Source organism: Halosimplex pelagicum (assembly GCF_013415905.1).
Classification (GTDB): domain Archaea; phylum Halobacteriota; class Halobacteria; order Halobacteriales; family Haloarculaceae; genus Halosimplex; species Halosimplex pelagicum.
On sequence record NZ_CP058909.1, the window covers coordinates 1,584,314 to 1,608,752 of the forward strand.

General features: G+C 71.0%; 26 protein-coding genes. 11 read left to right on the forward strand and 15 right to left on the reverse strand.

All coding sequences use genetic code 11. The features are described from left to right. Positions 1–21: 21 nt before the first annotated feature. The 3 genes from HZS54_RS26200 to HZS54_RS07860 form a co-directional block, all read right to left on the reverse strand. Positions 22–546 (reverse strand): SHOCT domain-containing protein, encoded by a 525-nt coding sequence (locus HZS54_RS26200; RefSeq protein WP_179921635.1) that lies wholly within the window; start codon positions 544–546, stop codon positions 22–24. A gap of 106 nt (positions 547–652) precedes the next feature. Beyond that, positions 653–1,795 (reverse strand): 60S ribosomal export protein NMD3, encoded by a 1,143-nt coding sequence (locus HZS54_RS07855; RefSeq protein WP_179921636.1) that lies wholly within the window; start codon positions 1,793–1,795, stop codon positions 653–655. An 88-nt stretch (positions 1,796–1,883) separates the two neighbouring features. Then, on the reverse strand, positions 1,884–2,429 hold the full coding sequence (locus HZS54_RS07860) for a CDP-2,3-bis-(O-geranylgeranyl)-sn-glycerol synthase (protein WP_179921637.1): 546 nt from the start codon (positions 2,427–2,429) through the stop codon (positions 1,884–1,886). 138 nt (positions 2,430–2,567) lie between these two features. Here HZS54_RS07860 and HZS54_RS07865 point away from each other — a divergent pair, with 138 nt between their 5' ends. Both HZS54_RS07865 and HZS54_RS07870 read left to right on the forward strand, forming a co-directional pair. Then, positions 2,568–3,404, forward strand: coding sequence for a proline dehydrogenase family protein (locus tag HZS54_RS07865; RefSeq protein WP_179921639.1), 837 nt, complete (start codon positions 2,568–2,570; stop codon positions 3,402–3,404). Positions 3,405–3,541: 137 nt separating this feature from the next. Continuing rightward, positions 3,542–4,192: a DUF502 domain-containing protein gene (locus HZS54_RS07870; RefSeq protein ID WP_179921641.1), complete on the forward strand. Its 651-nt coding sequence runs from the start codon at positions 3,542–3,544 to the stop codon at positions 4,190–4,192. Positions 4,193–4,291: 99 nt separating this feature from the next. On the opposite strand, the gene HZS54_RS07875 is transcribed toward HZS54_RS07870, so the two are convergent. Next, positions 4,292–4,846 carry a CBS domain-containing protein gene (locus tag HZS54_RS07875; protein ID WP_179921643.1) on the reverse strand — a complete coding sequence of 185 codons (555 nt, stop codon included), beginning with the start codon at positions 4,844–4,846 and terminating at the stop codon, positions 4,292–4,294. Positions 4,847–5,109: 263 nt separating this feature from the next. Between HZS54_RS07875 and HZS54_RS07880 the strand changes: the two genes are divergently transcribed. The 3 genes from HZS54_RS07880 to HZS54_RS07890 all read left to right on the forward strand — a co-directional run bounded on the left by HZS54_RS07880 (position 5,110) and on the right by HZS54_RS07890 (position 7,299). Continuing rightward, the gene (locus tag HZS54_RS07880; RefSeq protein WP_179921645.1) at positions 5,110–5,841 is read left to right on the forward strand and encodes a diphthine--ammonia ligase; all 732 of its coding nucleotides are present in this window, start codon (positions 5,110–5,112) and stop codon (positions 5,839–5,841) included. A gap of 156 nt (positions 5,842–5,997) precedes the next feature. After that, positions 5,998–6,312 (forward strand): WNWW family protein, encoded by a 315-nt coding sequence (locus HZS54_RS07885; RefSeq protein WP_484496843.1) that lies wholly within the window; start codon positions 5,998–6,000, stop codon positions 6,310–6,312. Positions 6,313–6,657: 345 nt separating this feature from the next. Further along, positions 6,658–7,299: a ThuA domain-containing protein gene (locus HZS54_RS07890; protein WP_179921649.1), complete on the forward strand. Its 642-nt coding sequence runs from the start codon at positions 6,658–6,660 to the stop codon at positions 7,297–7,299. 34 nt (positions 7,300–7,333) lie between these two features. Here HZS54_RS07890 and HZS54_RS07895 read toward each other — a convergent pair whose 3' ends face one another. Further along, positions 7,334–8,296 carry a hypothetical protein gene (locus HZS54_RS07895; protein WP_179921651.1) on the reverse strand — a complete coding sequence of 321 codons (963 nt, stop codon included), beginning with the start codon at positions 8,294–8,296 and terminating at the stop codon, positions 7,334–7,336. 113 nt (positions 8,297–8,409) lie between these two features. On the opposite strand from HZS54_RS07895, the gene HZS54_RS07900 reads away from it, so the two are divergent. Continuing rightward, on the forward strand, positions 8,410–9,024 hold the full coding sequence (locus HZS54_RS07900; protein WP_179921654.1) for a rubrerythrin family protein: 615 nt from the start codon (positions 8,410–8,412) through the stop codon (positions 9,022–9,024). A 103-nt stretch (positions 9,025–9,127) separates the two neighbouring features. Next, the gene (locus HZS54_RS07905) at positions 9,128–10,396 is read left to right on the forward strand and encodes a hypothetical protein (protein ID WP_179921656.1); all 1,269 of its coding nucleotides are present in this window, start codon (positions 9,128–9,130) and stop codon (positions 10,394–10,396) included. A 28-nt stretch (positions 10,397–10,424) separates the two neighbouring features. On the opposite strand, the gene HZS54_RS07910 is transcribed toward HZS54_RS07905, so the two are convergent. The 3 genes from HZS54_RS07910 to engB form a co-directional block, all read right to left on the reverse strand. After that, the gene (locus HZS54_RS07910; RefSeq protein WP_179921658.1) at positions 10,425–10,688 is read right to left on the reverse strand and encodes a hypothetical protein; all 264 of its coding nucleotides are present in this window, start codon (positions 10,686–10,688) and stop codon (positions 10,425–10,427) included. 98 nt (positions 10,689–10,786) lie between these two features. After that, positions 10,787–11,125, reverse strand: a complete 339-nt coding sequence (locus tag HZS54_RS07915; RefSeq protein WP_179921660.1) for a hypothetical protein — start codon at positions 11,123–11,125, stop codon at positions 10,787–10,789. A gap of 456 nt (positions 11,126–11,581) precedes the next feature. Beyond that, positions 11,582–12,199 carry a GTP-binding protein EngB gene (engB, locus tag HZS54_RS07920; protein ID WP_179921662.1) on the reverse strand — a complete coding sequence of 206 codons (618 nt, stop codon included), beginning with the start codon at positions 12,197–12,199 and terminating at the stop codon, positions 11,582–11,584. A gap of 121 nt (positions 12,200–12,320) precedes the next feature. Between engB and HZS54_RS07925 the strand changes: the two genes are divergently transcribed. Continuing rightward, positions 12,321–14,063, forward strand: coding sequence for an LVIVD repeat-containing protein (locus tag HZS54_RS07925; RefSeq protein ID WP_179921664.1), 1,743 nt, complete (start codon positions 12,321–12,323; stop codon positions 14,061–14,063). Between the two features lie 59 nt (positions 14,064–14,122). After that, positions 14,123–15,778, forward strand: coding sequence for an LVIVD repeat-containing protein (locus tag HZS54_RS07930; RefSeq protein ID WP_179921666.1), 1,656 nt, complete (start codon positions 14,123–14,125; stop codon positions 15,776–15,778). 4 nt (positions 15,779–15,782) lie between these two features. On the opposite strand, the gene HZS54_RS07935 is transcribed toward HZS54_RS07930, so the two are convergent. The 3 genes from HZS54_RS07935 to HZS54_RS07945 all read right to left on the reverse strand — a co-directional run bounded on the left by HZS54_RS07935 (position 15,783) and on the right by HZS54_RS07945 (position 17,949). Then, positions 15,783–17,312 (reverse strand): ribonuclease FAU-1 family protein, encoded by a 1,530-nt coding sequence (locus tag HZS54_RS07935; RefSeq protein ID WP_179921668.1) that lies wholly within the window; start codon positions 17,310–17,312, stop codon positions 15,783–15,785. Next, on the reverse strand, positions 17,309–17,683 hold the full coding sequence (locus HZS54_RS07940; RefSeq protein ID WP_179921670.1) for a DUF7532 family protein: 375 nt from the start codon (positions 17,681–17,683) through the stop codon (positions 17,309–17,311). The genes HZS54_RS07935 and HZS54_RS07940 overlap by 4 nt, the downstream gene beginning before the upstream one ends. A 107-nt stretch (positions 17,684–17,790) precedes the next feature. Continuing rightward, the gene (locus HZS54_RS07945; RefSeq protein ID WP_135366185.1) at positions 17,791–17,949 is read right to left on the reverse strand and encodes a preprotein translocase subunit Sec61beta; all 159 of its coding nucleotides are present in this window, start codon (positions 17,947–17,949) and stop codon (positions 17,791–17,793) included. A gap of 186 nt (positions 17,950–18,135) precedes the next feature. Between HZS54_RS07945 and HZS54_RS07950 the strand changes: the two genes are divergently transcribed. Further along, the gene (locus HZS54_RS07950; protein ID WP_179921672.1) at positions 18,136–18,402 is read left to right on the forward strand and encodes a thioredoxin family protein; all 267 of its coding nucleotides are present in this window, start codon (positions 18,136–18,138) and stop codon (positions 18,400–18,402) included. Positions 18,403–18,529: 127 nt separating this feature from the next. Further along, positions 18,530–18,946, forward strand: coding sequence for a 6,7-dimethyl-8-ribityllumazine synthase (gene ribH, locus HZS54_RS07955; protein WP_179921674.1), 417 nt, complete (start codon positions 18,530–18,532; stop codon positions 18,944–18,946). 15 nt (positions 18,947–18,961) lie between these two features. Here ribH and npdG read toward each other — a convergent pair whose 3' ends face one another. From npdG to HZS54_RS07975, 4 genes are all read right to left on the reverse strand, one after another. Further along, on the reverse strand, positions 18,962–19,630 hold the full coding sequence (npdG, locus tag HZS54_RS07960; RefSeq protein WP_179921676.1) for an NADPH-dependent F420 reductase: 669 nt from the start codon (positions 19,628–19,630) through the stop codon (positions 18,962–18,964). Positions 19,631–19,733: 103 nt separating this feature from the next. Beyond that, entirely contained in the window at positions 19,734–20,612 is an 879-nt protein-coding gene (locus tag HZS54_RS07965) for a TIGR01548 family HAD-type hydrolase (RefSeq protein ID WP_179921678.1), read from the reverse strand. Positions 20,613–20,955: 343 nt separating this feature from the next. After that, complete coding sequence (locus HZS54_RS07970) at positions 20,956–22,047, reverse strand: archaeosine biosynthesis radical SAM protein RaSEA (protein ID WP_179921680.1); 1,092 nt, start codon at positions 22,045–22,047, stop codon at positions 20,956–20,958. 73 nt (positions 22,048–22,120) lie between these two features. Further along, positions 22,121–24,133, reverse strand: a complete 2,013-nt coding sequence (locus tag HZS54_RS07975) for a hypothetical protein (protein WP_179921682.1) — start codon at positions 24,131–24,133, stop codon at positions 22,121–22,123. Positions 24,134–24,439 lie beyond the last annotated feature (306 nt).

Sequence of the window (24,439 nt, forward strand, 5' to 3'; positions counted from 1 at the left end):
GGGGCGCGGGCGCGGCGCCGCTCAGGTCGATTCGGTCTCGCGGTCGCGACCGGGCACCGAGCGGTCGTCAGCCCGCGACTCCCGCCGCGGGGCCGCCGAGCCGGCGGGGGAGCCGCCCCGATCCTCGACCGGTCGGCCGTCGCCCGCGCCCTCGGCCGCCAGCAGCGCGTCCAGACGGCGCTCGAACTCGGTCTGGTCGATCTCGCCGCGGGCGAACCGCTCGCGGAGCGTCTCGACGGGGTCGTCGCCGTCCGACCGGTCGCCGCTCGCCCCCGAGCCGTCGAGCATCGACGGCAGGTCCACGGTGCGCTCGCCGAGCGAGCCCGGCAGATCCACGGGTGAGAGGTTCAGGACGACCCACACGAGCAGCGCCGTCACCGGCGTCGCCAGCAGCCAGCCCGCCACCGCGACTTCGATCGCGGTCACGATGCCGGCGTTGAACAGTACCAGGAGGACGATCGGCAGCGTCGCGACGGCGATCAGCACCGGCAGGAGCGCGACGAACCGGCGAGTCACGGTCCGCAGCGAACGGAGGGCTTCGAGCATATGTCGGCCAACCGGCCGAACCACGAAAAAAGTTGCCGCTGTCGGGTCAGGAGTTCGGTTCCGGCGGGCGCGATGCCCGGTCAGTCCCCGGTGGCCGCGCCGTCTCTCAGTCCCCGCCGGCGTCGACGGCGTCCTCGGGGAGGACGTGTAGCCCCTCGCGGTGCTTGATCACGGGCACCTCGTCGGCGTCGGTGTCGAAGTAGTCCGGACGGGGGATCGTTTCGGCCGCGTAGGTCTCGGGGTCGAGCACCTGCACGGCGTTCTCGTCCTCGACGGCGACGACGGTGGTCTCGGCGGCGTCCTCGCGAGTGCCCAGGCGGCGCGCGTCGGGGGCGTCGCCCTCCTCGAAGCTCGCCTCGTAGTCCTCGCCGGTGGCGAGTCGGGTGCCCTTGAGGTTGCCCCGGACGCTGCGGACGAGGACGGGGCCGTCGCCGTCCTCGGGGTCGATGACCTCCCCGGCCCTGTAGCGGGGGAGGCGGACGGCGAAGGTCACTCGATACACCTCGTTGCCGTCGCCGTCCTCGGTGACCAGCGTCTCGTAGTCCTCGAAGCTCCCGCCCTGCTGCTCGACGATCCGCTTCGCGATCCCCTGGCCGAGCTGGTTCGTCGAGATCTTCATGTTCAGCCCCTCGTCGACCTCCGAGACCTCCGTCACGAAGGCGTTGCGGTCGCCCGTGGCCTCGCGGGCCTCGACGAACGACTCCGCGGTCTCCTGTGCCCGCTCCATCTCCTCGGCGGTCGGCGTGCGCTCGTCGGCGCGGACCTGCACGATCGCGGCGTAGGAGCCGCCGGCGATCCGACCGCAGCGCTCGCAGGTCTGGCGGGCGATCTTGACGGGGACGACGACCTCCTCGGAGACGAGCGTCCCACGCACTACGCCGGAGAACTGGCAGTGCATCCTGATGTTGTTCTCGTCGACCTGTTCGGGGGCGACCTCCCAGCTCACGTCCGCGGCGTCCAGGTGGACGCCGAGCGCCTCCGAGACTTCCTCGACGGCGATATCGGTGTAGTCCTGGGCGCCCACGTCGACCCAGCGGTTGCCCCGGTGGACGGCGCCGCACTGCGAGCAGACCCGCACGTCGATGCGGTCGGGCGCGTCCACGAGGTCGAACTCCTCGAAGTAACAGTCGTCGCAGAGCACGCTGTCGCCGTCGCGCGACCCCGCCCCGCCCGGCGCCGCCGGCCGGGCGTCGAGGTTCGCCTCGATCTCGTCCCCGCAGCGGGGGCAGAACTCGCCGGAGCGACTCATTGCCCCGTGGTACTGGCCTCGGCCGGTTAAGCGTCGCGTTCCGGGCCGAGCGACGCCGGGCGAGCGACTCGCGCGAGTTCGGCCGCTCTCACCAGGGCTCGTCCTTCGCGCCGATGAGGTAGGCGATGCCGTTCGTGACGACGTGGAGCAGCGGGGTGACGACCAGGACCGTCGCCAGCACCGGAGCCGTGAACGTCGCGGTCACCCACTCGAAGTCGAGGACGGCCGCCAGCGCGAGCGCGCCGACGACGAAGTCCAGCTGGTCGAGCCCGGGGAAGGGTGCGCCGCGCTCGCGGCCGCTGCGCCGCTTGACGAACGAGGCGCCGATGTCGCCGACCATCGCACCCAGCGCCAGCCCGACGGCGGCCGCGAGCGGGAACTCCACCGCGGGGACGCCCAGCAGGTCCGCGATCGGTCCCGACGCGGCGTTCAGGACGAGCGCGAGCGCGACGCCGGCGGCGGTGCCGGCGGCGGTCCCGCGCCAGGTCTTCCCGTCGCCGAGGACGCGCCGACCGCCCCAGGTGCGACCGCCGTCGATGGGGCGGCCGCCGCCGGCCAGCACCGCCGCGTTGTTCGGCACGTACGCGGGCAACATCGCCCACAGCGCCGTCGCGACCACCGTGACCAGGTCCATACCGACGCCGACACCCCCGCGCTTCTTAAGTCGTCGTGGTTCGCGTCGGTGGTCCTCGCCCGCGTCCGGGCACGTCTCGCCCTCGTCGCCGGACGCGACGCCGGTATCCCTTTCACACTGGCGGCAATACTTACCAGCATGCTCCCGCCGATAGCGAGTCGCTTCGTCGCCGGTGAGACGGCCCCGGTCGCGCTGGAACACGCCCGGGAGACCAACGACAGCGGGGTCGGGGTAATCTTGAATCTGCTCGGCGAGCACTACGACGAGCGCGAGCCCGCCGACGCGGACGCCGAGACCTACTGCCGACTGATCGACGACATCGCGCGGACGGACCTGCGGGCGTGCGTCTCGGTCAAACCCTCGCAGCTCGGCCTCGACGTGGGCGAGACGGTGTTCCGGGAGAACCTCGCCCGGGTGGTCGAGCGGGCGGACGAACGCGGGGCGTTCGTCTGGATCGACATGGAGGACCACACGACGACCGATGCGACGCTCGACGCCTTCGAGCGCCACGCGCGGGAGACCGGCGGACGGGTCGGCGTCTGCGTCCAGGCGAACCTCAGGCGCACGCGCGAGGACCTCGAACGGCTGGCCGGCCTCCCGGGGAAGGTCCGGCTGGTGAAAGGCGCCTACGACCCGCCCGCCGAGGTTGCCTACCGCGAGCGGTCGCGGGTGAACGAGTCGTATCGGGACTGTCTCGAATACATGTTCGCGGCGTTCGACGACGGGGTGGCGGTCGGGAGTCACGACCCGGCGATGGTCGCGCTGGCCGAGCGGTTGCACGACGAGCACGGGACCCCCTACGAGGTGCAGATGCTGATGGGCGTCCGCGAGGACGCCCAGCGGGAACTGGCCGCCGACCGCGAGGTGTGGCAGTACGCGCCCTACGGGTCGAAGTGGCTGTCGTACTTCTACCGGCGGGTGCTCGAACGAAAGGAGAACCTCTCCTTCGCGCTGCGGGCGGTCGCGGGCGGGTGACCGCCGGCGCTGGCGAGCGCTTCTCCCGCCGGGTGCCGTTTGCGGGGCGCCGGTCGCCGGGCACCGTTCGCGTCGGTGTTCGTGTCCGCGTCCTGAAGGAACACGCTTACTACGTTCCGGCGGGCAGATACCCGCAGATGAGTTCGGCATCCTGGAAGCGCGACTTCGCCAGCGGCCTGGTGATCCTCGTGCCGTTGCTGGTGACGGCATACATCATCGTCTGGATCTACACGGCGCTGGCGGGCCTTCCGTTGCCGGTTCAGAGCTACAACGTCACGGTCGCCAACGGCGACGTGCCCGTCGGCAGTCCGCTCCGGGTCTTCCTGACGCTGGTCATCTTCGTCCTCGTCGTCTTCTCGCTGGGCTATCTGATGCGGACCACGTTCGGCGACGTCATCGAGGACGGCATCGACCGCGTCATGAACCAGCTCCCCGGGCTCCGTGTCGTCTACAACGCCTCGAAGATGGCCGTCGAGACGGTCGTCTCCGGCGCCGACGAACTGCAGGAGCCGGTCAAGATCGAGACCTGGCAGGGGATGCGGATGACCGCGTTCAAGACCGGACAGACGACCGAGGACGGCCGCGACGTGCTCTTTCTCCCGACCGCGCCGAACATCACCACCGGCTTCGTCGTCGAAGTCGACCCCGACACCTACGAGGAGACCGACGAACGCGTCGAGGAGGCGCTGACGCGCGTGCTCAGCGCCGGGTTCGGCGAGGCCGAACAGACCTCCATCCCCGTCGATGTCGCCGCGGACGGCGACGACGGCGACGACGACGAGACGTAGGAACCCCCACCGGAGACGGGGCGAAGGGGACGACGGACCGGCACGCAGAACGCGAGGACGGGCGACTGTGGCGAGGGCGGCCCGCGGGGCAGTGCGGGCTCAGCTGATGTGTGCGGCGATGTCGGCTTCGGTGATGATCCCGACGGTCTCGCCGTCCTCGACGACGAGGACGGCGTCGTTGTGGTTGAGATAGTCGTTGATCTCGTCGATTGTCGCCTCGGGTTCGACCGTCGCGATGGACTCGCGTTTGAGCTCGTCGACCGGGTAGTCGCCGAGGTTGTCGGTCTCGGACTCCCCGGACCGCTGGCGGATGTCGGAGTGGCCGATCAGCCCGAGCGGCGTCCCGTCGCGGATGACGGGCACCTGCGAGAAGCCGCCCTGGTCCATCAACTTCTCCGTCTCGTGGACGGAGTCGTCGGGCTGGACGCTCACGATCGGCGAGTTCATCAGGTCCTCCGCCCGCAGGATGGCCCCCTCCGCCTCCTGCAGCGCGTTGACGATCCGCCGCAGCGTCGACAGCCGCGGGTCCACGTCGCCGCCCTCGATGCGCGCGATCAGCGGCTGCGATACGTCCGCCCGGTCCGCCAGATCGCTCTGGGTCAACCCCAGCTCGTTCCGCCGCTCCCGCAGGTCCGCCGGCGTCGGTAAATCCATATCCGTGATAACCATGGGTTATATAAAAACCCACCGCCGACGTACGCGGCGGAATTCCGGCTACTCCACGCGTCGACCGGCCGGTTCCGGTCGAGCCGGGTCGGGCGAACATCGGGAGACGGCGGCCGGGTTCGTCGACGGCGTGCGGTGAGCGCGCTCGGGTACTCCCGCGGTACCGCGTTCGGTCGGGCAGTCGCTCGCCCGGGCAGCGACGGGGTGTCGGTTCCGGAGTCTGTAAGTGCGCACGGGTCCCAGCGGAGGGTATGACAGACGACGCGGACGGGGGCGGCTGGGCGTCGCTCTTCTCGGGCGGGAAGGACTCATCGTGGGCGCTGTATCGGGCGCTCGAACGCGGGCTCCCGGTCGAGCGGCTCGTGACCGTCCACCCCGAGGGCGACTCCTACATGTACCACGTGCCGGCGACGCGCCTGGCGGGGCTGGCCGCCGAGAGCATCGGTATCCCGCTGGTCGAGGTCGAACCCGACGACTTCGCCGCGGGCGAGACCACCGACTCCGGGGCGCAGGGCGACGCCGAACTCGAACCCCTGGAGGCCGCGCTCGACGACCTCGCCGACGACCTCCCGGGCGGGCTGGCGGGCGTCACCGCCGGGGCCGTCGAGAGCGAGTATCAGACCTTCCGGATCGAGGCGATGGCCGAGCGGCTCGACGCCGAGGTGTTCGCGCCGCTGTGGCAACGGGACCCCCGGGAACTCGCCGACGCGATGCTGGCGGCGGGCTTCGAGATCCGGATCATCCGCGTCGCCGCCGGCGGCCTCGACGAGTCCTGGCTCGGACGGACCCTCGACGCCGCCGCGCTCGACGAACTGGAAGCCCTCAACGAGAAGTACGGCGTCCACATCCTCGGCGAGGGCGGCGAATTCGAAACCCTGGTCACCGACGGCCCGCACATGGAGCGAGCGATCGAACTGGAGTACGAGACCGAGTGGGACGGGACGAGAGGGACGCTCAAGATCGAAGACGCGCGGCTGGCGTGAGTGTTCGGCGCCGCAGGCGCCGATTCGCCGGACGCGAGCGAACGGAGTGAGCGAGTCGTCCGGTTTTTTCGCCCACGTTTTTGCCGCCCGGGTTCCCCGCAGCGCGCCAGCGGCGCGCGAGGAAACCCGGGCGGGAAAAAGGTGGTGGAGGGAGAACTGCCGCGATGGCGGTCATTCAAGGGTCTTGCCGCCGATCGGGCCCGTGTGAACCGGGAGCGACTGGAGTCGGAACTCGAACGCTTCGAGGGCGACGCGGACGCGCGGCGGGTGGTCGCCCGGCAGGCGCGGGACCTGGCGGACTCGGGGCGGGTCGCCGAGGATCTGGAGTTCGAACTCACCGTCGAGACGGTGCTGGAGAACCTCGCCGACGCGCCGGCGGACCACTCGCTCGTCGAGCGGTGGAACTGGTGGATCGGGTCGCTAGAACTCTCTCACGGCGGCTACGAACGGTTTCAGGTACGGGTGTACTGACCCGCGGCGCCGGTCCAGCCCGAAGCCGGCGCGGGGTCTAGAATACGCTCAGTCCGTGCGACTCTCGTGCGTGCTCGAGAAGCTCGTCTGTGGTTTCGAACTGTTTCCCACAGCTGCACGTGTGATATGTCGGAGTGGCGTCCGACGTGGACTGGCGTGTTGCCATACCAGACTGTTGGCGCCCTACCTTAATAATTGTTTACCCGGTATGTGTTGGCAGGGCATACGACGGGTGCGAACGAACCCCAAACGGGCGGGACGCGTCGACCGGGCGGCGGGCGACGGATACCGAACGGGGCTTCCGGGATCGGTGGAGCTAACCCGGCGAGTGCCGACGGCCCGGACATGACACGCGTCCTGGTGCTCGGGGAGAACACCTTCCCGTTCCACGCCATCGACGAGAAGCGCGACGCCTTCGCGGCCGCGCTGGAGGGGTACGACGTGACGATCACGACCGACCGCGACGCCCTGACCGGCGAGTACGACGTGCTCGTCGACTACCTCACCGACTCGACGCTGTCCGACGAGCAGCTCGACGCGCTGCTGGACCACGTCGAATCGGGCGGCGGCTACGTCGGCGTCCACTGCGCCTCGGACCTCACGTCCGTCGCGGCCGACGACCCCGACGAGGTGCTCGATCACATGGACGAGCCGTTCCCGGAACTGCGCGAGCTGATCGGCGGGCACTTCCTCACCCACCCCGAGGACTCGGAGTTCGGCGTCGACATCGTCGAATCCCATCCCATCACCGAGGGCGTCGACGACTTCACCGTCTTCGACGAGCCCTACCAGGTGGCGGTCGACGACGACCTGCAGGTGCTCGCGACGATGGACCACCCCGACCTCGACGAGTACCCCGTCGTCTGGACCAACGACGAGGAGGGCCGGGTCGCCTACATCTCGCTCGGTCACACCGACGAGGCGCTCGCGCACGACTCGTTCGTGACGCTGCTGCGCAACGCCGTCGACTGGGCCGACGCGAACTGAGCGGCGGCGCGGCCGTCCGGGCCCGCTCCGGCACTCAGTCCGCCGTGTTGACGTAGAGCCCGTAGCGGTAGTACTCCTCGCCGAGGGCGAGGTGCAGTCCGTTCTCGGCACGGGAACCGGTCCCGGAGCCGATGTTCAGCAGGTCGGTCAGCCCCAGGTCCGCGAGCAACTCGCGATACCCCGCCGAGAGCGGCGTCGTCTCCTCGTAGCCGTCGCGGTACAGCATCAGGCGCTGGTCCTCCGTGAGGGCCTCGGGGTCGAGGCGGGCGTCGACCATGTCGCCGTCGAGCGCGCGCTCGAACGCCGCCTCGGAGTCGGCGACCGGGATCGCGACGCCGGTCCGGGCCGGTTCGGCGAACTCGCGGCGCTCGACGGAGACTTCGAGGACGGTCCCGTTGTACTCGACGTGGTCGTGCAGCGGGTCGGGGGCCAGCGCGCTCGACGGCCCCTCGTACCCCCTGCGGTAGACGTAGCCGCCCGCCTCGATCACGTCGCCGGGGGCGGTCCCGCCCATCTCGCGGTGGCGGGCGGCGACGTACGCGATCTTGACCGCGTGCTGGTCCAGCCGGGTCAGGGCCGGAAAGCGGACCCGACCGGGCGGGTCCGACAGCTCGTCGAGTCGACCGACCCACCCCAGCCGCAGGACCGGTCGCTCGATCCGTTCGAGGCCCGTGGTGACGACCCCGAGGCGGTAGTAGGTGCCGTCGCGCTCGACGTACTCGCCGTCGGGGACCGGCCGGTAGCCGTGGGTGGTCGGGCGCTCGCCCGCGACCGCGGCGTCGACGTTTGCCGCGTAGTCGGCGGTCCAGGGACGGGGCTCCTCGGGCGGGTCCCACAGCGCCAGCGGCGCGAGCGACGTGCCGATCCGGTCGGCGTCGAGCGTGTAGGTCAGCTGCTGTTCGCCGGAGAGCCCCTCGACGGCGGCACAGCCCGACAGGGCGGTCCCGGCGGCCAGGCCCGCGGCTGCGAGGAACTCGCGACGCGAAGGGGAGGGCATCGTCGGATATCGACGAGTCCGGGACAAGTGTCTTCGGGTCCGATCCCGGCCGGATCGGGGTCGTCGCGACGGGAGACGATGGTTACAAGCCGCCGCCCGCCGACGCGTCCGACATGGATCCACAGGAGTTCGTCGAGACGGTCCGCGAGGAGTCGGCGACGCCGCTGTCGCGGCTCGGCTCGTCGAAGGCGCTGTACGCCGACACGGAGGGCGAGATGGACGACGACGCGGTGCTGGGGGCCGCGGCCGACCGCGCGCACTTCGCCGCCGAGCGCTTCGACGCCTGGGGCGAGGAGGAGTCCGGTGACGTGAGCGAGCTGTTCGCCGACGCCGCGGCGACCGAGCGCGACCACGCCGAGGCGGCCGCCGACGAGCGCGGCGAGTACGAACCCGGCGACGCCCCGGCGGTCGTCGCCCACCTCGACGGCGTCTCCGGGACCGCCGAGCGACTCGGCGCGTTCGTCGGCTGGGCGCTCGCGGCGGGCAACAACGCCGACCAGGTCGTCGGCTACTTCGTCGGCCAGGCCAGCCCCCGCACCGCGAGCACGTTCCGCGCGTTCGGCGGCGACTACGACGAGTACGTCGAGCGCGCGAGCGAACTGCTCGCCGCCGAAGCCGACGACCCCGACGACGCGGTCGCCGCCGCCGCCGGCGCTATCGAGGCCGACTACGAGGACTACTTCGAGACGCTGGAGGAGCTGGGCGTCAACCCGAAGCCCGTCTGCTAGTTCCCGGTACCCCAGACCACCGTTCGCTCGCCGGTGAACGACCGGACCGCGCGTTCACGTCGTATGAACAACTATTTTCACGATGGGGGTTCACAGGGGTCGTGTGCGACGGGTCCTGGCGATGGCGTTGCTGGGCATGATACTCGTCGCGGGCGTCGGGGCGCTGGGGGCCAAGACCGTGGACGCTCGCGACGGACCTGCGGCGACGCCGGCGGACGAACCGAACGAGCCGTCCCCCCTGGGGAACGGGGACGCGAGCGACGTGCTCGTCGAGAAGCTCGAACAGCTCGGGGTCCCGTCGACCGGCGATACCGCCAACGGGAGCGACGGGACGAGCGGGTCGAACGCGACCGAGGATAGCGATGCCGACCCCGAGACGGGCCCGCCCGCCGTCAGAAACGACACCGCCCGCGTGCTGGACTCCGACGGCGACGGTCTCACCGACGAGCGCGAACGCGAGCTCGGGACCGAGGTGTTCGACCCCGACACCGACGGCGACGGCCTCGTCGACGGCCGCGAGATCGAGCTCAACACCGACCCGCTGAACCCCGACACCGACGGCGACGGCGTCTCGGACGCCAGGGAGCTCCAGCGGGGGACGAGCCCGCGTTCGGTCGACGCCGACGCCGACGGCCTCACCGACGAGCGCGAGCTCGAACTCGGCACCGACCCGTTCGACCCCGACACCGACGACGACGGCCTCGACGACCGGCGCGAACTCGAACTCGGCACCGACCCCACGGTCGCCGATACGGACGGCGACAGGCTCCTCGACGGCTGGGAGTACCGCGGAGAGACGCCGTCGGGCGCCGTCCTCCCCGACAGCGATCCGCTGTCGATGGACCTGTACGTCCAGGTCGACTACGCCCGCGGGGTCGAGCCCGACTCGCCCGCGTTCTACGACTACGTCGAATCCGAGTTCGCGGAGATGCCGGTCCGGGGGCGAACGGACGCCGGCATCGACGTACACGTCCGTGGGGGCGGCCGCGTCAACGAGACCGCCGTCTTCACCGGCGAGAACTTCGCCGAACTCAGGACCGACCTCTACCGCGACCGACTCGGGCCGCGCGCCGGCACCTACCACCAGGTCGTCGTGACCGAGTTCGCCTCCGACGAGGTCGGCTACGGCTCGGTCGGCGGTCAGTTCGCACTGGTCGATGCCGGGGCCGCCGACCGGACCCAGCGCCACGTCGTCGTCCACGAACTGCTCCACAACGTCGTCGGCCGCATCGACTCGCCGGGCGCCTGCCGGAACGACGCCCACCACTACTGCGAGGGCGGCTGGCTCACCCCCACGATCACCCCCGGAGAGGGCGAGTACCTCCCCGGCCCGCTCGCCGACGAGATCGAACACCAGGGCTTCCAGCCCTGACCTCGGCGACAGTTCCGTCGACCGATCGCTACTGCCGCGGCTGCGGTTGCGGCCGCGTCCCCGCGCCCTGTTGGCCCTGCCCCGGCGCCGACAGCCCCGCTTGCGGCGTCACCCCCTCCGGCAGCACGTACCAGAGCCGGTCGTGCGGGACGAACCCCACCTGCTGCGGGTCGTTCGTGTCGTAGCGCTCGCGCTCCTGCTGGTTTTTCGTCCCGTAGAGGACCAGTCCGTACTCGTTGACCTCGTATCTGGCACAGTCGACGACCGTCCCGTCGGTACAGTACACTTGCATTGTCTCCCCGTCGCCGATTGGGCCGCGAGCCGGTTGAACCTGCTGTCGGTCCCGAGACCGCGTTCGATTCGAGTTGCTCGTTTAGGGGTTGTTTCTGGTTATCGTATCGTGAAACGAAGTCGTGCGAGAGTGACCGCACTCGACGGCAAGCATTGAAAGCCCTCGCCGCGCTCGCTAGCTTGCTCGACCGCAGTCGACAGCAGGTGATGAAAGCCCTCGCCGCGCTCGCTAGCTGGTGACTCGACCGCAGTCGACAGCAGGTGATGAAAGCCCTCGCCGCGCTCGCTAGCTTGCTCGACCGCAGTCGACAGCAGGTGATGAAAGCCCTCGCCGCGCTCGCTAGCTGGTGACTCGACCGCAGTCGACAGCAGGTGATGAAAGCCCTCGCCGCGCTCGCGGTCGCTGAGCGGGATATCCGCGCTCTCGGCACCGCCCACGCGGATAGTGCCCGCTCAGGCGACTATCGGCGCGAGCGCGCCTCGCCCTTTCAGTCCACCAGGCACCGCAACCGCCCCGCACAGCAACCGCAGACGGCCACGAGCCTCCCCAGCCGATTCGCTCGTTCGTTTCACTCACTCCGTCATCCCTCGCGCGACTATTTCGAGCGGCCCGCCACGAGGCGGGCACGCTCGACAGCACGCGCCACTGCAACCGCCGACCGCACTGCCACCCGCAACTGCAACAGCCGTCACCTGCAGATAGCATCCGGCGCCGGAGGCGCCGGTTCGCCGTCAGAGCGAGCGCTGACGAGCCTGCGGTCGGTCGCGGTGCTCACTCCCGCAGACACCGGCTGCGCGGGAGCGGAGCGACCAACGCAGCCGGCCTTTTTTCACCCATGTTTTTGGCGGAGGGGTGGGCGCGGTTTGCCCACCCCTCCGAGAAAAAGATGGTTTCTAGAAGAACTGGAACAGATCGTCGCGCTCGGCCTCGTGGAGGTGGTGGCGGACGGCGTCGGTCATGGGTTCGATGGAGCCCCGTTTCGCGGAGATGGGGGCGATGGTGTTCTGCCACTGCTTCCAGGGGGGGTAGAGGCCGAGGCGGTCGCAGAGTTCGTCCAGCCGCTCGTCGCGGTCGTCGACCTTGTCCATCTTGTTGACGGCGACGACGACGGGCACGTCCACGTCGCGGAGGAAGTGGAACATCTCCACGTCGTAGGGGACCTCGTCGGGGCCCGAGTGGCGGTCGATGATGTCGACGGCGGCCTTGCCGTCGACGACGAGGACGGCGGCCAGGATCTTCTCGGCGTTGCCCTCGATGTAGCGGACGATGTCGGTCTTGGTCTGCTCGCGCACGTCCTCGGGGACGCCTTCCATGAAGCCGAAGCCGGGGAGGTCGGTGAGTACGAAGTCCGGGCCGGCCCAGTCGAAGTGGTTGGGCGAGCGGGTGACGCCCGGGCGCTGGCCGGTGTCGAAGGTGTGGCCGGTGAGCTCGCGCATGAGCGTCGACTTGCCGACGTTGGACCGGCCGACGAGGACGACCTCGGCGTCGCGGTCCGGGCGTGACTCGAACATGGGGGCCCTACACCGGGCGGGTGGAAAAGGAGCGCGCTTGCGGCCGGGCGCCGTCGCGGCGGCCCGAGAGCGCCGTACCGATCAGCAAAACTAAACGACAGCCGTCCGGAGGGTGTGGTGTATGCGCCGCCGTGAATACCTCCGTTCCGCAGTCGGCGCTGCCGGTCTCGCAGGGATCGCAGGGAGCGCCCTGACCGCTGCCGGTAGCGACGACGACGCATCGCCCTCCTCTCAGACGACCGCGACGCCGACCGCCACCGCCGGGACCCCGACGGCGAGCGGCACCGACGCCGGCGACGGCTACGGGCCGCTGGCCAGTTTCGACGTGTCCAACGACCAGGCCGGGTTCCAGACCACCGAGGCGGTGATGGAACCGTCCGGACGGTACGCCTTCGCCTCGCGGATCGACGGCTTCTACGTCGTCGACTGCGCCGACCCCGAGAATCCGGAAGTCATCGGGACGTACACCGGGATCACCGCGTCGGGCGGCCGCGCCATCACGGGCTTTTACGACATCAAGTACAACCAGGGCCGGCTGATGCTGGCGACTTCGCGGGCGGCCGGCTCGTTCCGCGGCATCGCCATCTACGACGTGAGCGACCCGACGGACCCGCGGCCGATGAAGACCTACGAGACGACCTACACGATCCACAACTCCGACCTCCACGGGGAGTACGCCTACCTGACCACCGGGCGGGAGCTCGACGTCGTCCACGTGGCTCCCGACGAGCCCGAGTCGGTCGCGCGGTGGTCCCCCGCCGAGTACGACGCGGGCTACGGGGACCTGTCCGGCAATCTGGTGAACCTCCACGACCTGTACGTTCAGGACGGGCGCGCGTACCTGGCGTACTGGGACGCGGGGGCGTGGATCCTCGACGTGAGCGACCCCGCGAACCCGTCGTACGTCGGTCACGGCGCCGAGTACACCCTGTCGGAGCTACAGGAGGTGAGCGGGGAAGAGATGATCGAGTACGCGCTCGAACCGGAGGGCAACGCCCACTACGTCCAGCCCGACGACGACGGCGACCTGCTCGCGGTCGGCGGCGAGAGCTGGAACCTCGAAGGGGGCGTCGACGACGACGAGTCCGACGAGGAGGACCTGGGCGGCCCGAGCGGGATCATCCTCTACGACATCTCCGACGCCGCCAGCCCCGAGCGGCTGACGGAGATCGAGCCGCCCCAGCCGCCCGAGGGCGAGACCGCCCGCCGCAACGGCGGCTACTACACCACCTCGCACAACTTCGAGATCGTCGGCGACTACCTCTACTCGTCGTGGTACCGCGGCGGCGTGAAGGTCCACGACATCTCCGACCCGGCCAGTCCCGAACAGCTGGCCCACTACGAGGACGGCGACCGGGCGAGCTTCTGGACCGCGCAGGTCGGCGTGCCCGGCGACTTTTTCATCGCGACGAGCTACGTCCACCCGACCGAGCAGGGCGGCCCGGGCGCGTTCTACACGTTCCCGGACCCCTCCGACAACGCGGCGACGGTGACGCCCTCCGGCGCCGAAGTCGACCTGCCGACGGCGACGGCCGAACCCCCCGAGACGACGGCCTCGACCGGGACCGCGACGCCGACCGATACGCCCGCGGGCTCGCCGACGGCGACCGCGACGCCGACGGACTCACCGACGCCGACCGACACAGCCACCGACTCGACGACCGCGACGAGCGGGATGGCCGGCGAGACGGCCACGGCGACGGCTGGCGGGGCCGCGGACGCCACCGACACGGCGACGGACGGGCCGACCGGCGGGGCCACCGACACCACCAGCGGCGACGGCCCGGGCCTGGGCGTGTTGTCCGGGCTGGCGGCCCTGGGCATCGGCGCCTGGCGGCTCGGCGACCGCGACGACGACGCGTGAGCGCGTCGGTCCCGCTACCCACCGGGAAACTGATACCCGTCGACCGCTAGACCGGGGACGTGCATCGACGCCAGTTCCTCCGGGCGGTCGCGGGGACCGCCGGCCTCTCGACCGTCGCCGCCCTGACGGCCCGCGAAGGCGACGCTCGCCCTTCGGCGTCGCGAGCGAGCGCCGCCGGGGACGCGACCACCGCGAGCGCCGACCCGACCGCGACGCCGTCCGGGACGCCGACGCCCACTCCCACGGAAGCGGTCGCGACGCCTACCTCCGGTTACGAACCGCTCGGCAGCGTCGCGGTCGAGGGCGCGAGCGAGACGGTGCTGACCCCCGACGGCGAGACGGCGTTCGTCGCGGTGGGCGACGGCTTCGCCGTCCTCGACCTGCGCGACCCTTCGAACCCGTCCGTCGTCGCGAGCGAGCGGCGGATCTCGCCGCCGGGGACGACCCAGACCGTGGGCGGCGTCCGGGACGTGAAGTACGACGACGGCCGCCTGCTCGTCGCCGGTCCCGCGGGCTACGACCCCGATAGTTTCTACGGTATCGCGCTGTTCGACGTGAGCGACCCGGCCGACCCCGCATTCTTGCGGGCCTACGAGACGGCCTACCCGGTCCACAACTGCGACCTCGCCGGCGAGCACGCCTACCTCACCCGGAGCGACCGCGAGGCCAACCCGCTGCTCGTCGTGGACGTGGGCCGCGCGGAGCCCCGCGAGGTCGCCCGCTGGTCGGTGCTGGACCGCGATCCGGTCTGGGGATCGGTCCCCGTGCAGTTGCGGACGCTCCACGACGTGTTCGTCCGCGACGGCTTCGCCTACCTCGCCTACTGGGACGCCGGGACGTGGGTCCTCGACGTGTCCGACCCCGCCGACCCAGAGTATGTCACGGACGTGCGCGAGCGCGACCCCGAGACGCTGGCCGAACTCGACGGGCTGGCGGTCGCCCGCGAGCGCTCCGAACCGCCGGGCAACGACCACTACGCCGCGACCGACCCGGACAGTTCGCTGCTCGCGGTCGGCAAGGAGAGCTGGAACTCCAACTTCGGGAAGGAGGGCACCACGCCGGGCCCCGACGACCCCGGCGGTCCGAGCGGGATCGCCATCTACGACATCCCCGACCCTCGATCGCCGGAGCACCTGTCGACCATCGACCCGCCGCCGACGGCCGACTCCAACATCAACGGCGTCCGGACGACCGCGCACAACTTCGAACTGGCCGCCGGCCACTGCTACTCGTCGTGGTACCGCGGTGGCGTCGCCGTCCACGACCTGTCGGACCCGGCCGACCCCGAACGGGTGCGGTACTTCCGGCGGTCGTCGACGACGAGTTTCTGGACGGCCCAGCTCGCGGCGCCCGGCGGGGCGGTCGTCGCCACCAGCTACGCGGATCCCTCGGACCGGGACGCGCCCGCGAGGGTCTACACGTTCCCCGACGTGGATCGGGCGACGCCGACCCCGACTCCCGGGCCGACCGACGCGACCACCGTCCCGACCGGGTCGGGCGGGCAGTCACCGACGGCGGACGGCGACGGTGGCGGGAGCGGCAACACTGGCGGGACCGACGGCGGTGACGGGTCCGGCAGCGACACCGACGCGACCGAACCGGCGGGCGCGACCGCGGGGGACGGCCCGGGGTTCGGTCCCGCCGCGGCACTGGCGGGGCTGGGCATCGGCGCGTGGCGACTGCTAGACGGGAGCGCGGAGGAGAGCGAGGAGTAGCCGGTCAGAGCGCGTTCTCGACCGCACCGGCGACGCTCCGGGCCTTCTCCGCGAGGGCTTCGGGGACGTGGCCGGCCGCGACGGCGGCGTCGAGTTCGTCGTCGTCGACCCGTTCGACGCGACCGTCGGCGTGTTTGACCACGTCGACGTGGAGGTCGACGTAGCGGACGGCCGACGGGAACACCTCGACCGGCGTGCAGATATTGACGTACGTCCCGCGCTTCTCGCCGTCGTCGCCGCGGTAGACGGTGGGGTACCACCACTTGCCCTCGGTGAGTTTCGTGACGGCCACGTCGCCGGCCTGCTGGTCGACGCCCAGCGCGTCGTAGGTGCCGCGGCCGGACATCTCCCGCTCGACGACGACGGTGCCGTCCGCGTCCCGGCGGGTCACCTCGCCGCTGCCCAGCGAGAACATGCGGCCGTCGGGCTTGCCGTGGTCGATGCGGACGCTATCGCCCTCCATCGGGCCGAACTGCCGCGTCACGGCGTCGAACGGGAAGTCCGTCTCGCCGCCGGTCCCGGCGTCGGGGCAGACCGCCTCGACGAAGTCGACGGCGGCGCTCGCGCCGTTGGTCGCCGCCTTCGTGCGGTGGTGACCGGGCATCGTCGCCGTCACGTCGCGGCGGCGGTCGTCGAGGCCGAACCGCGACTCGCGGCCGAACCAGAGCCAGACCGTCGCCTCGCCGGCCCAGTAGCAGCCCGGCGCGGCCTCGTCGGGGGCGGCCGCGTCGTCGAACGCCGAATCGAGCGCCGCCGCCCGCTCGGTGACCGCTTCGAGCGCGTCGCCGAGCGCGTCGAGGTCGGCGTCGTCGGCCGCGCGGTCCCAGTCGATCCCCCAGCCTTCGGGCGGGTCGACGGGGAGCAGGTCGGCGAGTTCCGGCCCGTTGCCGCCCGGCGACGAGCCGCGGACGAGCGTCGCCAGCCCGGCCTGGACGCGGACGGTCGCGTCGAGGACCGGTCGGCCCGACCCCCACGGCGCGGCCGGTTCTTTCACCTGGACGCGCAAGCGATCCCCCTCCTCGACGTGGGCCGCCGTCTTCGAATAGGGGAGAAAGCCCTCCGGGTCGGTCCCGGCGACCGGCGGGAGCGTCTCGTCGGTGTCGTCACCCTCGCCGTTCCCGGGACCGGGGGCCTCGGCGGCCCCGTCGCCGAGTTTCACGACCGCGCCGCTGCCGAGCGTCTCGGTCACCTCGCCGGCGTAGACGGCGCCCCGCGGCGTCGGGTCGCGCCAGGCCAGCGCGTCCGTTCCGACCCCGCGAGCCGCGTCGAGCGCCGCCGCGACGGCATCCCTCTCGCCGACGATCCCGACCCCTTGCCGGTCGTCGGTCGTCGAGACCGCGGCGCCGGCGGGGGCGACCGCGAACTCGTCGTCGAAGCGGTCGCGGATCGGCGGCGACGCCTGGACGACCGACAGCCCGCGGTCCTCGAACAGCCGCGTCAGCGCCGTCGTGTAGATGCCGCGGACCCGGACGGTCGGCGCGGTGCCGGCGTCTCCGTCACCGTCGGCGTCCGGCCCCTCGTCCTCGCCGCTCATAGCGCGTCGCGGTCGGCGGCGAAGCGGACCCGGTCGTTCACCGTCGGCCCGAGCGACAACTCGACTACGTCGTCGGAGAGGACCCGACCGCCTTCGACGGGCACGCCCCACGAGTCGAACCGCAGGTACCCGCGGATGTCGTCGGCGTGAGTGAAGAGATCGAGGTAGTCGACGGCGTGTTCGGGGAACTGTTCGGCGGAGTGGGCCTGGTCCATGTCGGAGTACACCGTCTCGATATCGGCGAAGAACGATTCGAGGTCGGCGGCGGCCTCGGTGGTCGCCGCGACGACGCGCTCGGAGGCGGCCCGGATCTCCTCGGTCGAGAGACCGGCCTCGCGGAGCGCCGCCTGCGTCCGCTGGTCGAAGTGCATACCCGCGGGTTCGCGGGCGGGACTTGAAAACGTCGCGGTCACGGCTCGCGACGGCGGTTCGCAGCCGTCGTCGGTGTCGGCCGTGGGTCTGTTCGGCGCGTCGCCGCTCAGATCGTCGCGCGGAGGACGAGCACGAGGAAGCCGAACATGGCCCCGAAGGCGATGACCGTCTTCGGGTCGATGCGGATGGCGTTGCGGTCCTCGGCGTCGAAGTACCGGACCAGGCCCGCGCTGGACATCAGTCCGCCGCCGTCGTTGCTGCTCATATCTCACTCTCCCGCTCCCGTCCGCGTAAGCCTTTCGTCCTGACCCCGACGCCCCGGCCGCCCGCACCGAAAGTGCGCGGGCCGGCGGCGGGGCCACCGAAGCTGTCACTCGCGCGACCGTCGAGGCCGCCGATCGGCGGTAGTGGAAACCCTTATCTCTCCGGATTCGCAACTTTCGATGAATCCATGACAGTCACGCTCAAGGACTTTTACGCCGACTGGTGTGGCCCCTGCAAGACCCAGGACCCGATCCTGGACGACCTCGAAGACGAGTACGGCGAGGTGCAGTTCGAGAAGATCAACGTCGACGAGCAGCAGGACGTGGCCAACGAGTACCACGTCCGCTCGCTGCCGACCCTCATCGTCGAGAACGACGACGGTATCGTCGAGCGGTTCGTCGGCGTCACCCAGGCCGACGACATCGAAGACGCGCTCAACCAGGCCTCCGCGTAAACTCGCCGTTCCCGATCTCCGCTTCTCGAACGCTCCGAGCGACAGCGATAGCGACGCGGCCGTCGTCGGTCGCCGTCTCGATTTTGGAAACGATAACGGATTTCTGACTCTATGACGGACGGTGGTCATGGTCACGCTCGGACTCGTCGTCGCGGAGTTCTACGAGGAACTCGCGGCGGAGATGGCGGAACAGGCACGGACGAACGCCGATCGTCGCGACGCCACGGTCGCCGAACGGGTGGCCGTTCCCGGCGTCTACGACGCGCCGCTGGCGGCCGACCGCCTCGCCCGCCGAGACGATATCGACGCCGTCGTCGCCCTGGGCGTCGTGATAACCGGCGACACCGACCACGACCGAGTGGTCACGCACGCGGCCGCCCGGCAGTTGAGCGCCGTGAGCGTCGACCGCGACACGCCGGTCACGTTCGGCGTGCAGGGGCCGAACATGAGCGCGGCGGAGGCACGGGAACGCATCGAGAAGGGCGCCCGAGCGGTCGACGCGGCCGTCGATCTGGTCGAATCGCTTCCGGCGACGACCGGCTGAGAAACCGCTCCGCCGTCAGTGAAACTTCACGCCCACGTCGTGCATCCCCTCGTTGTTCATCGCGATGTTGATGAGCAGGGGAGTCAGGCCCTCGACTTCGGCGGCGTTGGCGATGCCGCCCGCGGAGACCGCGCGCAGCCCCTCGACACCCTCGGCCAGCGCCGAGACGGTGTCGACGGCGTCCTCGTCGTCGCCGACGACGAGCGTGTCCACGTCCAGGTCGGCGTCGAGGTTCGCGAGGCGGTCGGCGGCGAGGTTGTGGAACGCGCCGACGACGGCCACCTCGTCCGGTGCCGCGCCCGCGGCCAGCGCGGTGACGCTGCCCGCACCGGGCTTGTTGTAGTGCATGCCGTCCTCGTCGCGTTTCATGCCCACGGCGGGGGAGACGAGTACGTCGCCGTCGTCGAGTTCGTCGGCGACGGCTTCGACCGTGTCGGTGAGGTGGTAGGCGGGGACCGCGGCGACGACCACGTCTGCGCGGGCGGCGGCCTCGGCGTTCTCGGCGCCCGCGATGTCGCTCTCGACGCCGCGGCTGTCGAGTTCGGTCGCGTACTCCTCGGCCTTGTTCTCGGCGCGCTCGGCGTCGCGGGAGCCGACGATCACGGTGTGGGTGGTGTGGTACGCCCACCGCAGCGCCAGTCCCTCGCCGATGTCGCCGGTCCCGCCCAGCAGTGCGATGTCCATACCGGGGCGTAGGCCGAGATCAGGATAAGGGTTAGCGATTCGGCGAACGGGTTGACTGCGGGTCGCCGGACCGGCGGACTACCTGTCGGCGGACCGGCGACCCTCAGTCCTCGCCGCCGTCGAGCAGTTCGGGCAGGTCGTTGACGGAGTCGATCACCGCGGTCGCGCCGGCCCGTTCGTACTTCCGGCGGCCCTCCTCGCCGGTCAGCCCGCCGGTGAGGACGCCGACGCCCCGATACGTCCGGTCGGGGTCGTCGCCGGCGGCGTTGACCGCCGTCCTGATGTCGTCGAGTGTGTCGCCGACGAAGACCACGGAGTCGGCGTCGAAACGCTCGGCGAGCGTGACGAGGGCGCGGGGGTGCGGTTTGCCCTCCTCCCAGTCGTCCATCGTGAAGCGGCGGTCGTCGGGCACGTCCAGCCCGACCCGGTCCAGCGCGATATCCGCCTCGGGCGCGGGTCGACCCGTCAGGACGCCCACGTCGTAGCGAGCGTCGAGGGCCTCGGTCGTCTCGCCGTCGAGGATGACGGGTTCGTCGTGGATGTACCCCCGCGTGTCCGCGTCGGGCTCGGCGCCTTCGAGCTCGCGATAGAGGTCGCTCCCGAGGTAGAGCTGTTGGAACACCTGCCGGAGGCGGTCGGGGTTCCACTCGTTCATGACGCGCTCGCGTTCGGCGGGGCCGAGCGCGTCGAGGACGACCGTCTCGGCCGCGGAGACGCCGCCGCCCGTGGCGGCTACCCGGTCGGTGAACGAGGAGAGCGAGAGCGCGAGCCCCTCGTCGCGCGCGAGCACGTACAGCGCGGCGGCGTACGTGAGCTCCCAGTCGTTGTTGAAGCCGCCAGCGTCCTTGAACTGCTGGATATCGGCTTTCTCGATGGTGTCGCCGTAGACCCGGGACACCGACTCGACGATCGCCCGGCGGTAGGAGTCGGCCACGTCGACGAGCACGCCGTCGACGTCGAGCACGACCGCGTCCGCGTTCATCGGTGTCTCCGGGGATGCGCTCCTGGCAAAAGTCCGTTCCGACTCGGGGAAACACGCTCGCCCGCGTCGAAGCCCACAGAACCGAACACGGCGTCGTCACTGCGGACGATAGGGATAGGATGGGGGAACGTAGGGGCTGGAGCGTGTGACAGTCGGGGTCTCCAGGGCCCCTACGATGGCGTTGATCGTAGACGCATAAAAACCCACGGCAACCGGAGTGAAAGTGTAACCGCGGGATTGCGGCCGACCGATCCGTGTCAACGGCAGACACACGGGCGCGATCAGAGGGGAGCGTTTCGGGTCGAGCGGGCTCCGAACCGACGGATCGGGGACGGGTCGACGGCTATCGAGCCAGCGGGAGGGAGTAGCTGCGTTCGCGTTCGACGACGGCGTCCCAGGTGCGCCGGCAGTCGCAGGAGACCTGGTCGAAGACGGACGGATCCTGCCGTTCGTCGAAGTCCTTGATCGCGCGCTGGAGGCGGTCGTCGCAGTCGCCGCAGTTGTGCGGGCCCCGCTCGGAGCCGTGGCCGACGGGGTCCGAGACGACGATGCCGTCCACGTCGGCGGTCGCTTCCAGCACCTCGGCGACCGACCAGAGCCACGGCGGGCGGTAGCCGCCCTCGTGGTACAGGTCCTCGACCATCGTGTAGTTCTGGACGTTACAGGGGTTCATCGAGACGGTGTGACACCCCGCCACGTCGAGACAGCGCCGCACCGACCGCTTCATGTCTTCGACGGCCTCGCCCTCCGAGAGGAAGGGCGGCTTCATCAGGAGGTAGGCCTTGACGCCGCCGCCGTCGACGGCGCCCGCTTCCGCGCAGGCGTCCTCGAAGTCGGAGAAGTCGAAGTACTTGTTGACGCAGTCCCGGCGGACGCGGTCGGTGGCGGTCTCCAGGCCGATAGCCACGTCGCACTCCATGCCCTGCTCGGTGAACTCCCGCACCTTCTCCCGGTCGACGAAGTCCGGCAGCGACTCGACGACGATGCGGTCGCGGTCGCCGAAGGTGTCGGCGATGGCCTGCCGCGTCTCGGCGGACACCTCCCGCTCGTCGAGGAAGGATCCGGAGGTGTAGATCTTGATCAGGTCCGCCTGCTCGCCGCGCATGTCCTCCGCGTGCTCGTCCTCGTGGTCCAGGCAGTGGTCGATCTGGGCCATCAGGTCCTCGTGGGCGACGCTCCCGCCGTCGACGGACTCGGCGACGTAGCCGCACATGGTGCAGCCGCCGGCGCGGGCCCAGCGGCAGCCGCCGGTGTTGAGGATGATCGTCAGGGAGTCGACGAAGCCGTCGGGGGTGTTGTCCTCGTCGAGCCAGACCCGCGTGGGCTCGCGCGGGTCGTAGCTGGCGTCGTTGCGCGAGCGCACCTCGCGCATCACCTTGTTGTGGGCGTCCATCCCCTTGCCCTGCTCGTAGACGTCGGGGCTCGGCTGACTCATTGGGTCCGTCTATCCGGTCGGGCGATAAAACCTCCGCGGTCCGAGGGACGGGAACGACTCGCCGCTGCGTCGGTCAGCCGTTCGTCAGCGCGAGCCAGCGGAACTCGCCGCTGAGCGCGTCGACGGCCGGCAGCGCCGAGGGGCCGTAGTGGAAGAGGACGAACGACGTGAGCAGGAGGTAGACGGTCGCCATCGCGGCCGCGACGCCGAAGGCGCCCGCGGCGACCCCCCTGGCGCGGTCGTCGTAGCGCCCGGCCACCAGTGCGACCGCCAGGACCCCGGCCGCGGCCAGCGACGCCAGCCCGAACGGCTGGACGACCCCGCCCTTCGACGCGTCGAAGAACAGGAGCGCGCCGAAGGCGACGGGCCCCCCCAGCAGGACGCCCGCCTCGTAGCCGAGGGCGGCCGCCCGGGTTCGTTCGGTGAGCAGCGACCGGACCTCCGGGATCCGGAAGATCCCGTAGACCGCGAGCGGATAGATCGGGTGGAGATAGCGGACGGTCCCCTGGACCTGTACCGGGAGGTTGCCGAGGTACAGCGAGAGGAACAGCGCCGCGAACACGAGGACGAGGCAGTCCACCGGGTCGACGGCCTCGCGGAGGCGCCGCTCGCCGGCGCGGACGCGGCCGCCCCATCGACCGAGGACCGGCGCCAGCGCGACCAGCGCCGCGAGGACGGGCGCCGATTCGAGTACCGAGAGGTTCGTCTCCCCGTCGAAGAAGAGGTTCGAGACGTTCTTGTCGGCCTCGCCCCAGCGGACGAACGTCCGGAAGACCCCCTCCGGCTCGGTGAACAGCGCGACGAACCCGCCGACGTACATGTCCAGCGCTCGCCGCGCCAGCGGGCGGACCGCCTCGAACCCGGCGACGACCGCCCCCGCGACCGCGGCGACGGTCCCGACGACCGCGGCGAGGGCGCCGCCGGACGCCGACCCCGCGCTCCCGCCGGTCGCGTCTCCGGCGGCGCCGCTCCCGCCGGCCGACGCGGTTCCGCCGCTCCCACCGTTCCCGCCGCCTGCCGCCCCGCCGTCGGTGAGTTCGGCCAGCGACCCGCCGTGGTAGGAGTCGAGGAAGTGCGGCGGGAGCAGCGGGTTGCCCGAGACGACGGCGTTCGTCGCGAGGTACGGGACGAGCGAGAGGCCCGCCAGCCCGGCGACGACGGCCAGCGTCCGCCGGTCGTTTCTCGGGGCGGTCGGCAGGTCGACGACGGCGAGCGCGCCCAGCAGCGTGATCCCCTCGGGGGCGTGGACCCACGCGAGCAGGCCGCCGCAGGCGTAGGCGCCGCCCCGGAGCGCCGCGCTCTCCAGCGGCGCGCGGTCGCGCTCGCGACTCGCCGCGAACGCGTAGACCGCCAGCAGGACGAACATCGCCGAGAACGTGTGGCGCTTGGGCGTGCTCGCCCAGAAGGCGACGGGCGTCCCCAGCAGGACGGTCGCGCCCGCGAGCAGCCCGACGGTCGTCCCGTGGCGCGACGCCAGCAGCCGGTAGACGGCCACGACGAGGACCGCGCCCGCGATCATCGTCGTGATCTGAAGCGCGAACGTCGACAGGTCCCCGATGTAGGGCTTGTAGAACCATGCGTTGCCGGCCAGCGCGACCGTCCCCAGCCCGACGCCGGCCGCGAGGCCGCGCCGACGGTGGCCGACCAGGTCGCCGACGAGCAGCGACGTCGCGAGCGTCAACCCGCTGAACCCGACTACGACCAGCCAGCGCAGGTCGACCAGCGGGTCGAGGACCTCGACCGCCCAGTAGACCGGCAGAGCGAGCCCGACGAGCCCGTAGCCGCGACCCCACACCCGGCCGTCCCGATAGTGCATCCCGGGGTACCCCTGGCCGAGTTCGCCCGGCACGCCCAGCGACAGGTGGCCGTCGGCCAGCCGTTCGAGCATCCACGGGTACAGCCCGATGTCGTTGAAGAAGACGCCGATCCGCCAGGTCAACACGTACAGGGCGAGCGCCCCGCAGAACAGCGCCAGCCCGGGACGGCCGCCGAACACCACGCGCGTCAGCGTCGCGGCGACGCGGGCGACTCGCTCGCTCCGGACCGCTTCCGGGAGCCACGCGTACCGCACCGAGTCGCCGCTCATCGGTGCCCTCCACTCGCGCGCTCGCGGCCCGCGCCCCGTCGGTCGGTCCGTCCCGTCACGTTGGCTCCACGTTCCCCGCTCCCCGAGATAACTATTTGGGGGCGATTATCGCACGCGATAAGCGTCCTCGGGCGGCTGGCGCGTTCGGTTCGCGTCTCGACTGTTTCCGTTCGAGTGTGTGCGGGACGAAACCGAGCGACAGCTACCGCACTCGACGGCAGGGGATGAAAGCCCTCGACCCGCTCGCTAGGAGTTGGATCGACCGCACTCGACGGGGACAGCAAGCGATGAAAGCCCTCGACCCGC

Bases quoted from the DNA above. Each gene is read 5' to 3' on its own strand.
- HZS54_RS07880 (WP_179921645.1), top strand. From the start codon at position 5,110: ATGACAGACGACGCGGACGGGGGCGGCTGGGCGTCGCTCTTCTCGGGC.
- engB (WP_179921662.1), bottom strand. From the start codon at position 12,199: ATGTTCGAGTCACGCCCGGACCGCGACGCCGAGGTCGTCCTCGTCGGC.
- HZS54_RS07865 (WP_179921639.1), top strand. From the start codon at position 2,568: ATGCTCCCGCCGATAGCGAGTCGCTTCGTCGCCGGTGAGACGGCCCCG.
- ribH (WP_179921674.1), top strand. From the start codon at position 18,530: ATGGTCACGCTCGGACTCGTCGTCGCGGAGTTCTACGAGGAACTCGCG.
- HZS54_RS07945 (WP_135366185.1), bottom strand. From the start codon at position 17,949: ATGAGCAGCAACGACGGCGGCGGACTGATGTCCAGCGCGGGCCTGGTC.
- HZS54_RS07965 (WP_179921678.1), bottom strand. From the start codon at position 20,612: ATGAACGCGGACGCGGTCGTGCTCGACGTCGACGGCGTGCTCGTCGAC.
- HZS54_RS07860 (WP_179921637.1), bottom strand. From the start codon at position 2,429: ATGGACCTGGTCACGGTGGTCGCGACGGCGCTGTGGGCGATGTTGCCC.
- HZS54_RS07970 (WP_179921680.1), bottom strand. From the start codon at position 22,047: ATGAGTCAGCCGAGCCCCGACGTCTACGAGCAGGGCAAGGGGATGGAC.
- HZS54_RS07900 (WP_179921654.1), top strand. From the start codon at position 8,410: ATGGATCCACAGGAGTTCGTCGAGACGGTCCGCGAGGAGTCGGCGACG.
- HZS54_RS07870 (WP_179921641.1), top strand. From the start codon at position 3,542: ATGAGTTCGGCATCCTGGAAGCGCGACTTCGCCAGCGGCCTGGTGATC.
- HZS54_RS26200 (WP_179921635.1), bottom strand. From the start codon at position 546: ATGCTCGAAGCCCTCCGTTCGCTGCGGACCGTGACTCGCCGGTTCGTC.
- HZS54_RS07950 (WP_179921672.1), top strand. From the start codon at position 18,136: ATGACAGTCACGCTCAAGGACTTTTACGCCGACTGGTGTGGCCCCTGC.
- npdG (WP_179921676.1), bottom strand. From the start codon at position 19,630: ATGGACATCGCACTGCTGGGCGGGACCGGCGACATCGGCGAGGGACTG.
- HZS54_RS07940 (WP_179921670.1), bottom strand. From the start codon at position 17,683: ATGCACTTCGACCAGCGGACGCAGGCGGCGCTCCGCGAGGCCGGTCTC.
- HZS54_RS07935 (WP_179921668.1), bottom strand. From the start codon at position 17,312: ATGAGCGGCGAGGACGAGGGGCCGGACGCCGACGGTGACGGAGACGCC.
- HZS54_RS07855 (WP_179921636.1), bottom strand. From the start codon at position 1,795: ATGAGTCGCTCCGGCGAGTTCTGCCCCCGCTGCGGGGACGAGATCGAG.
- HZS54_RS07895 (WP_179921651.1), bottom strand. From the start codon at position 8,296: ATGCCCTCCCCTTCGCGTCGCGAGTTCCTCGCAGCCGCGGGCCTGGCC.
- HZS54_RS07875 (WP_179921643.1), bottom strand. From the start codon at position 4,846: ATGGATTTACCGACGCCGGCGGACCTGCGGGAGCGGCGGAACGAGCTG.
- HZS54_RS07910 (WP_179921658.1), bottom strand. From the start codon at position 10,688: ATGCAAGTGTACTGTACCGACGGGACGGTCGTCGACTGTGCCAGATAC.
- HZS54_RS07925 (WP_179921664.1), top strand. From the start codon at position 12,321: ATGCGCCGCCGTGAATACCTCCGTTCCGCAGTCGGCGCTGCCGGTCTC.
- HZS54_RS07975 (WP_179921682.1), bottom strand. From the start codon at position 24,133: ATGAGCGGCGACTCGGTGCGGTACGCGTGGCTCCCGGAAGCGGTCCGG.
- HZS54_RS07890 (WP_179921649.1), top strand. From the start codon at position 6,658: ATGACACGCGTCCTGGTGCTCGGGGAGAACACCTTCCCGTTCCACGCC.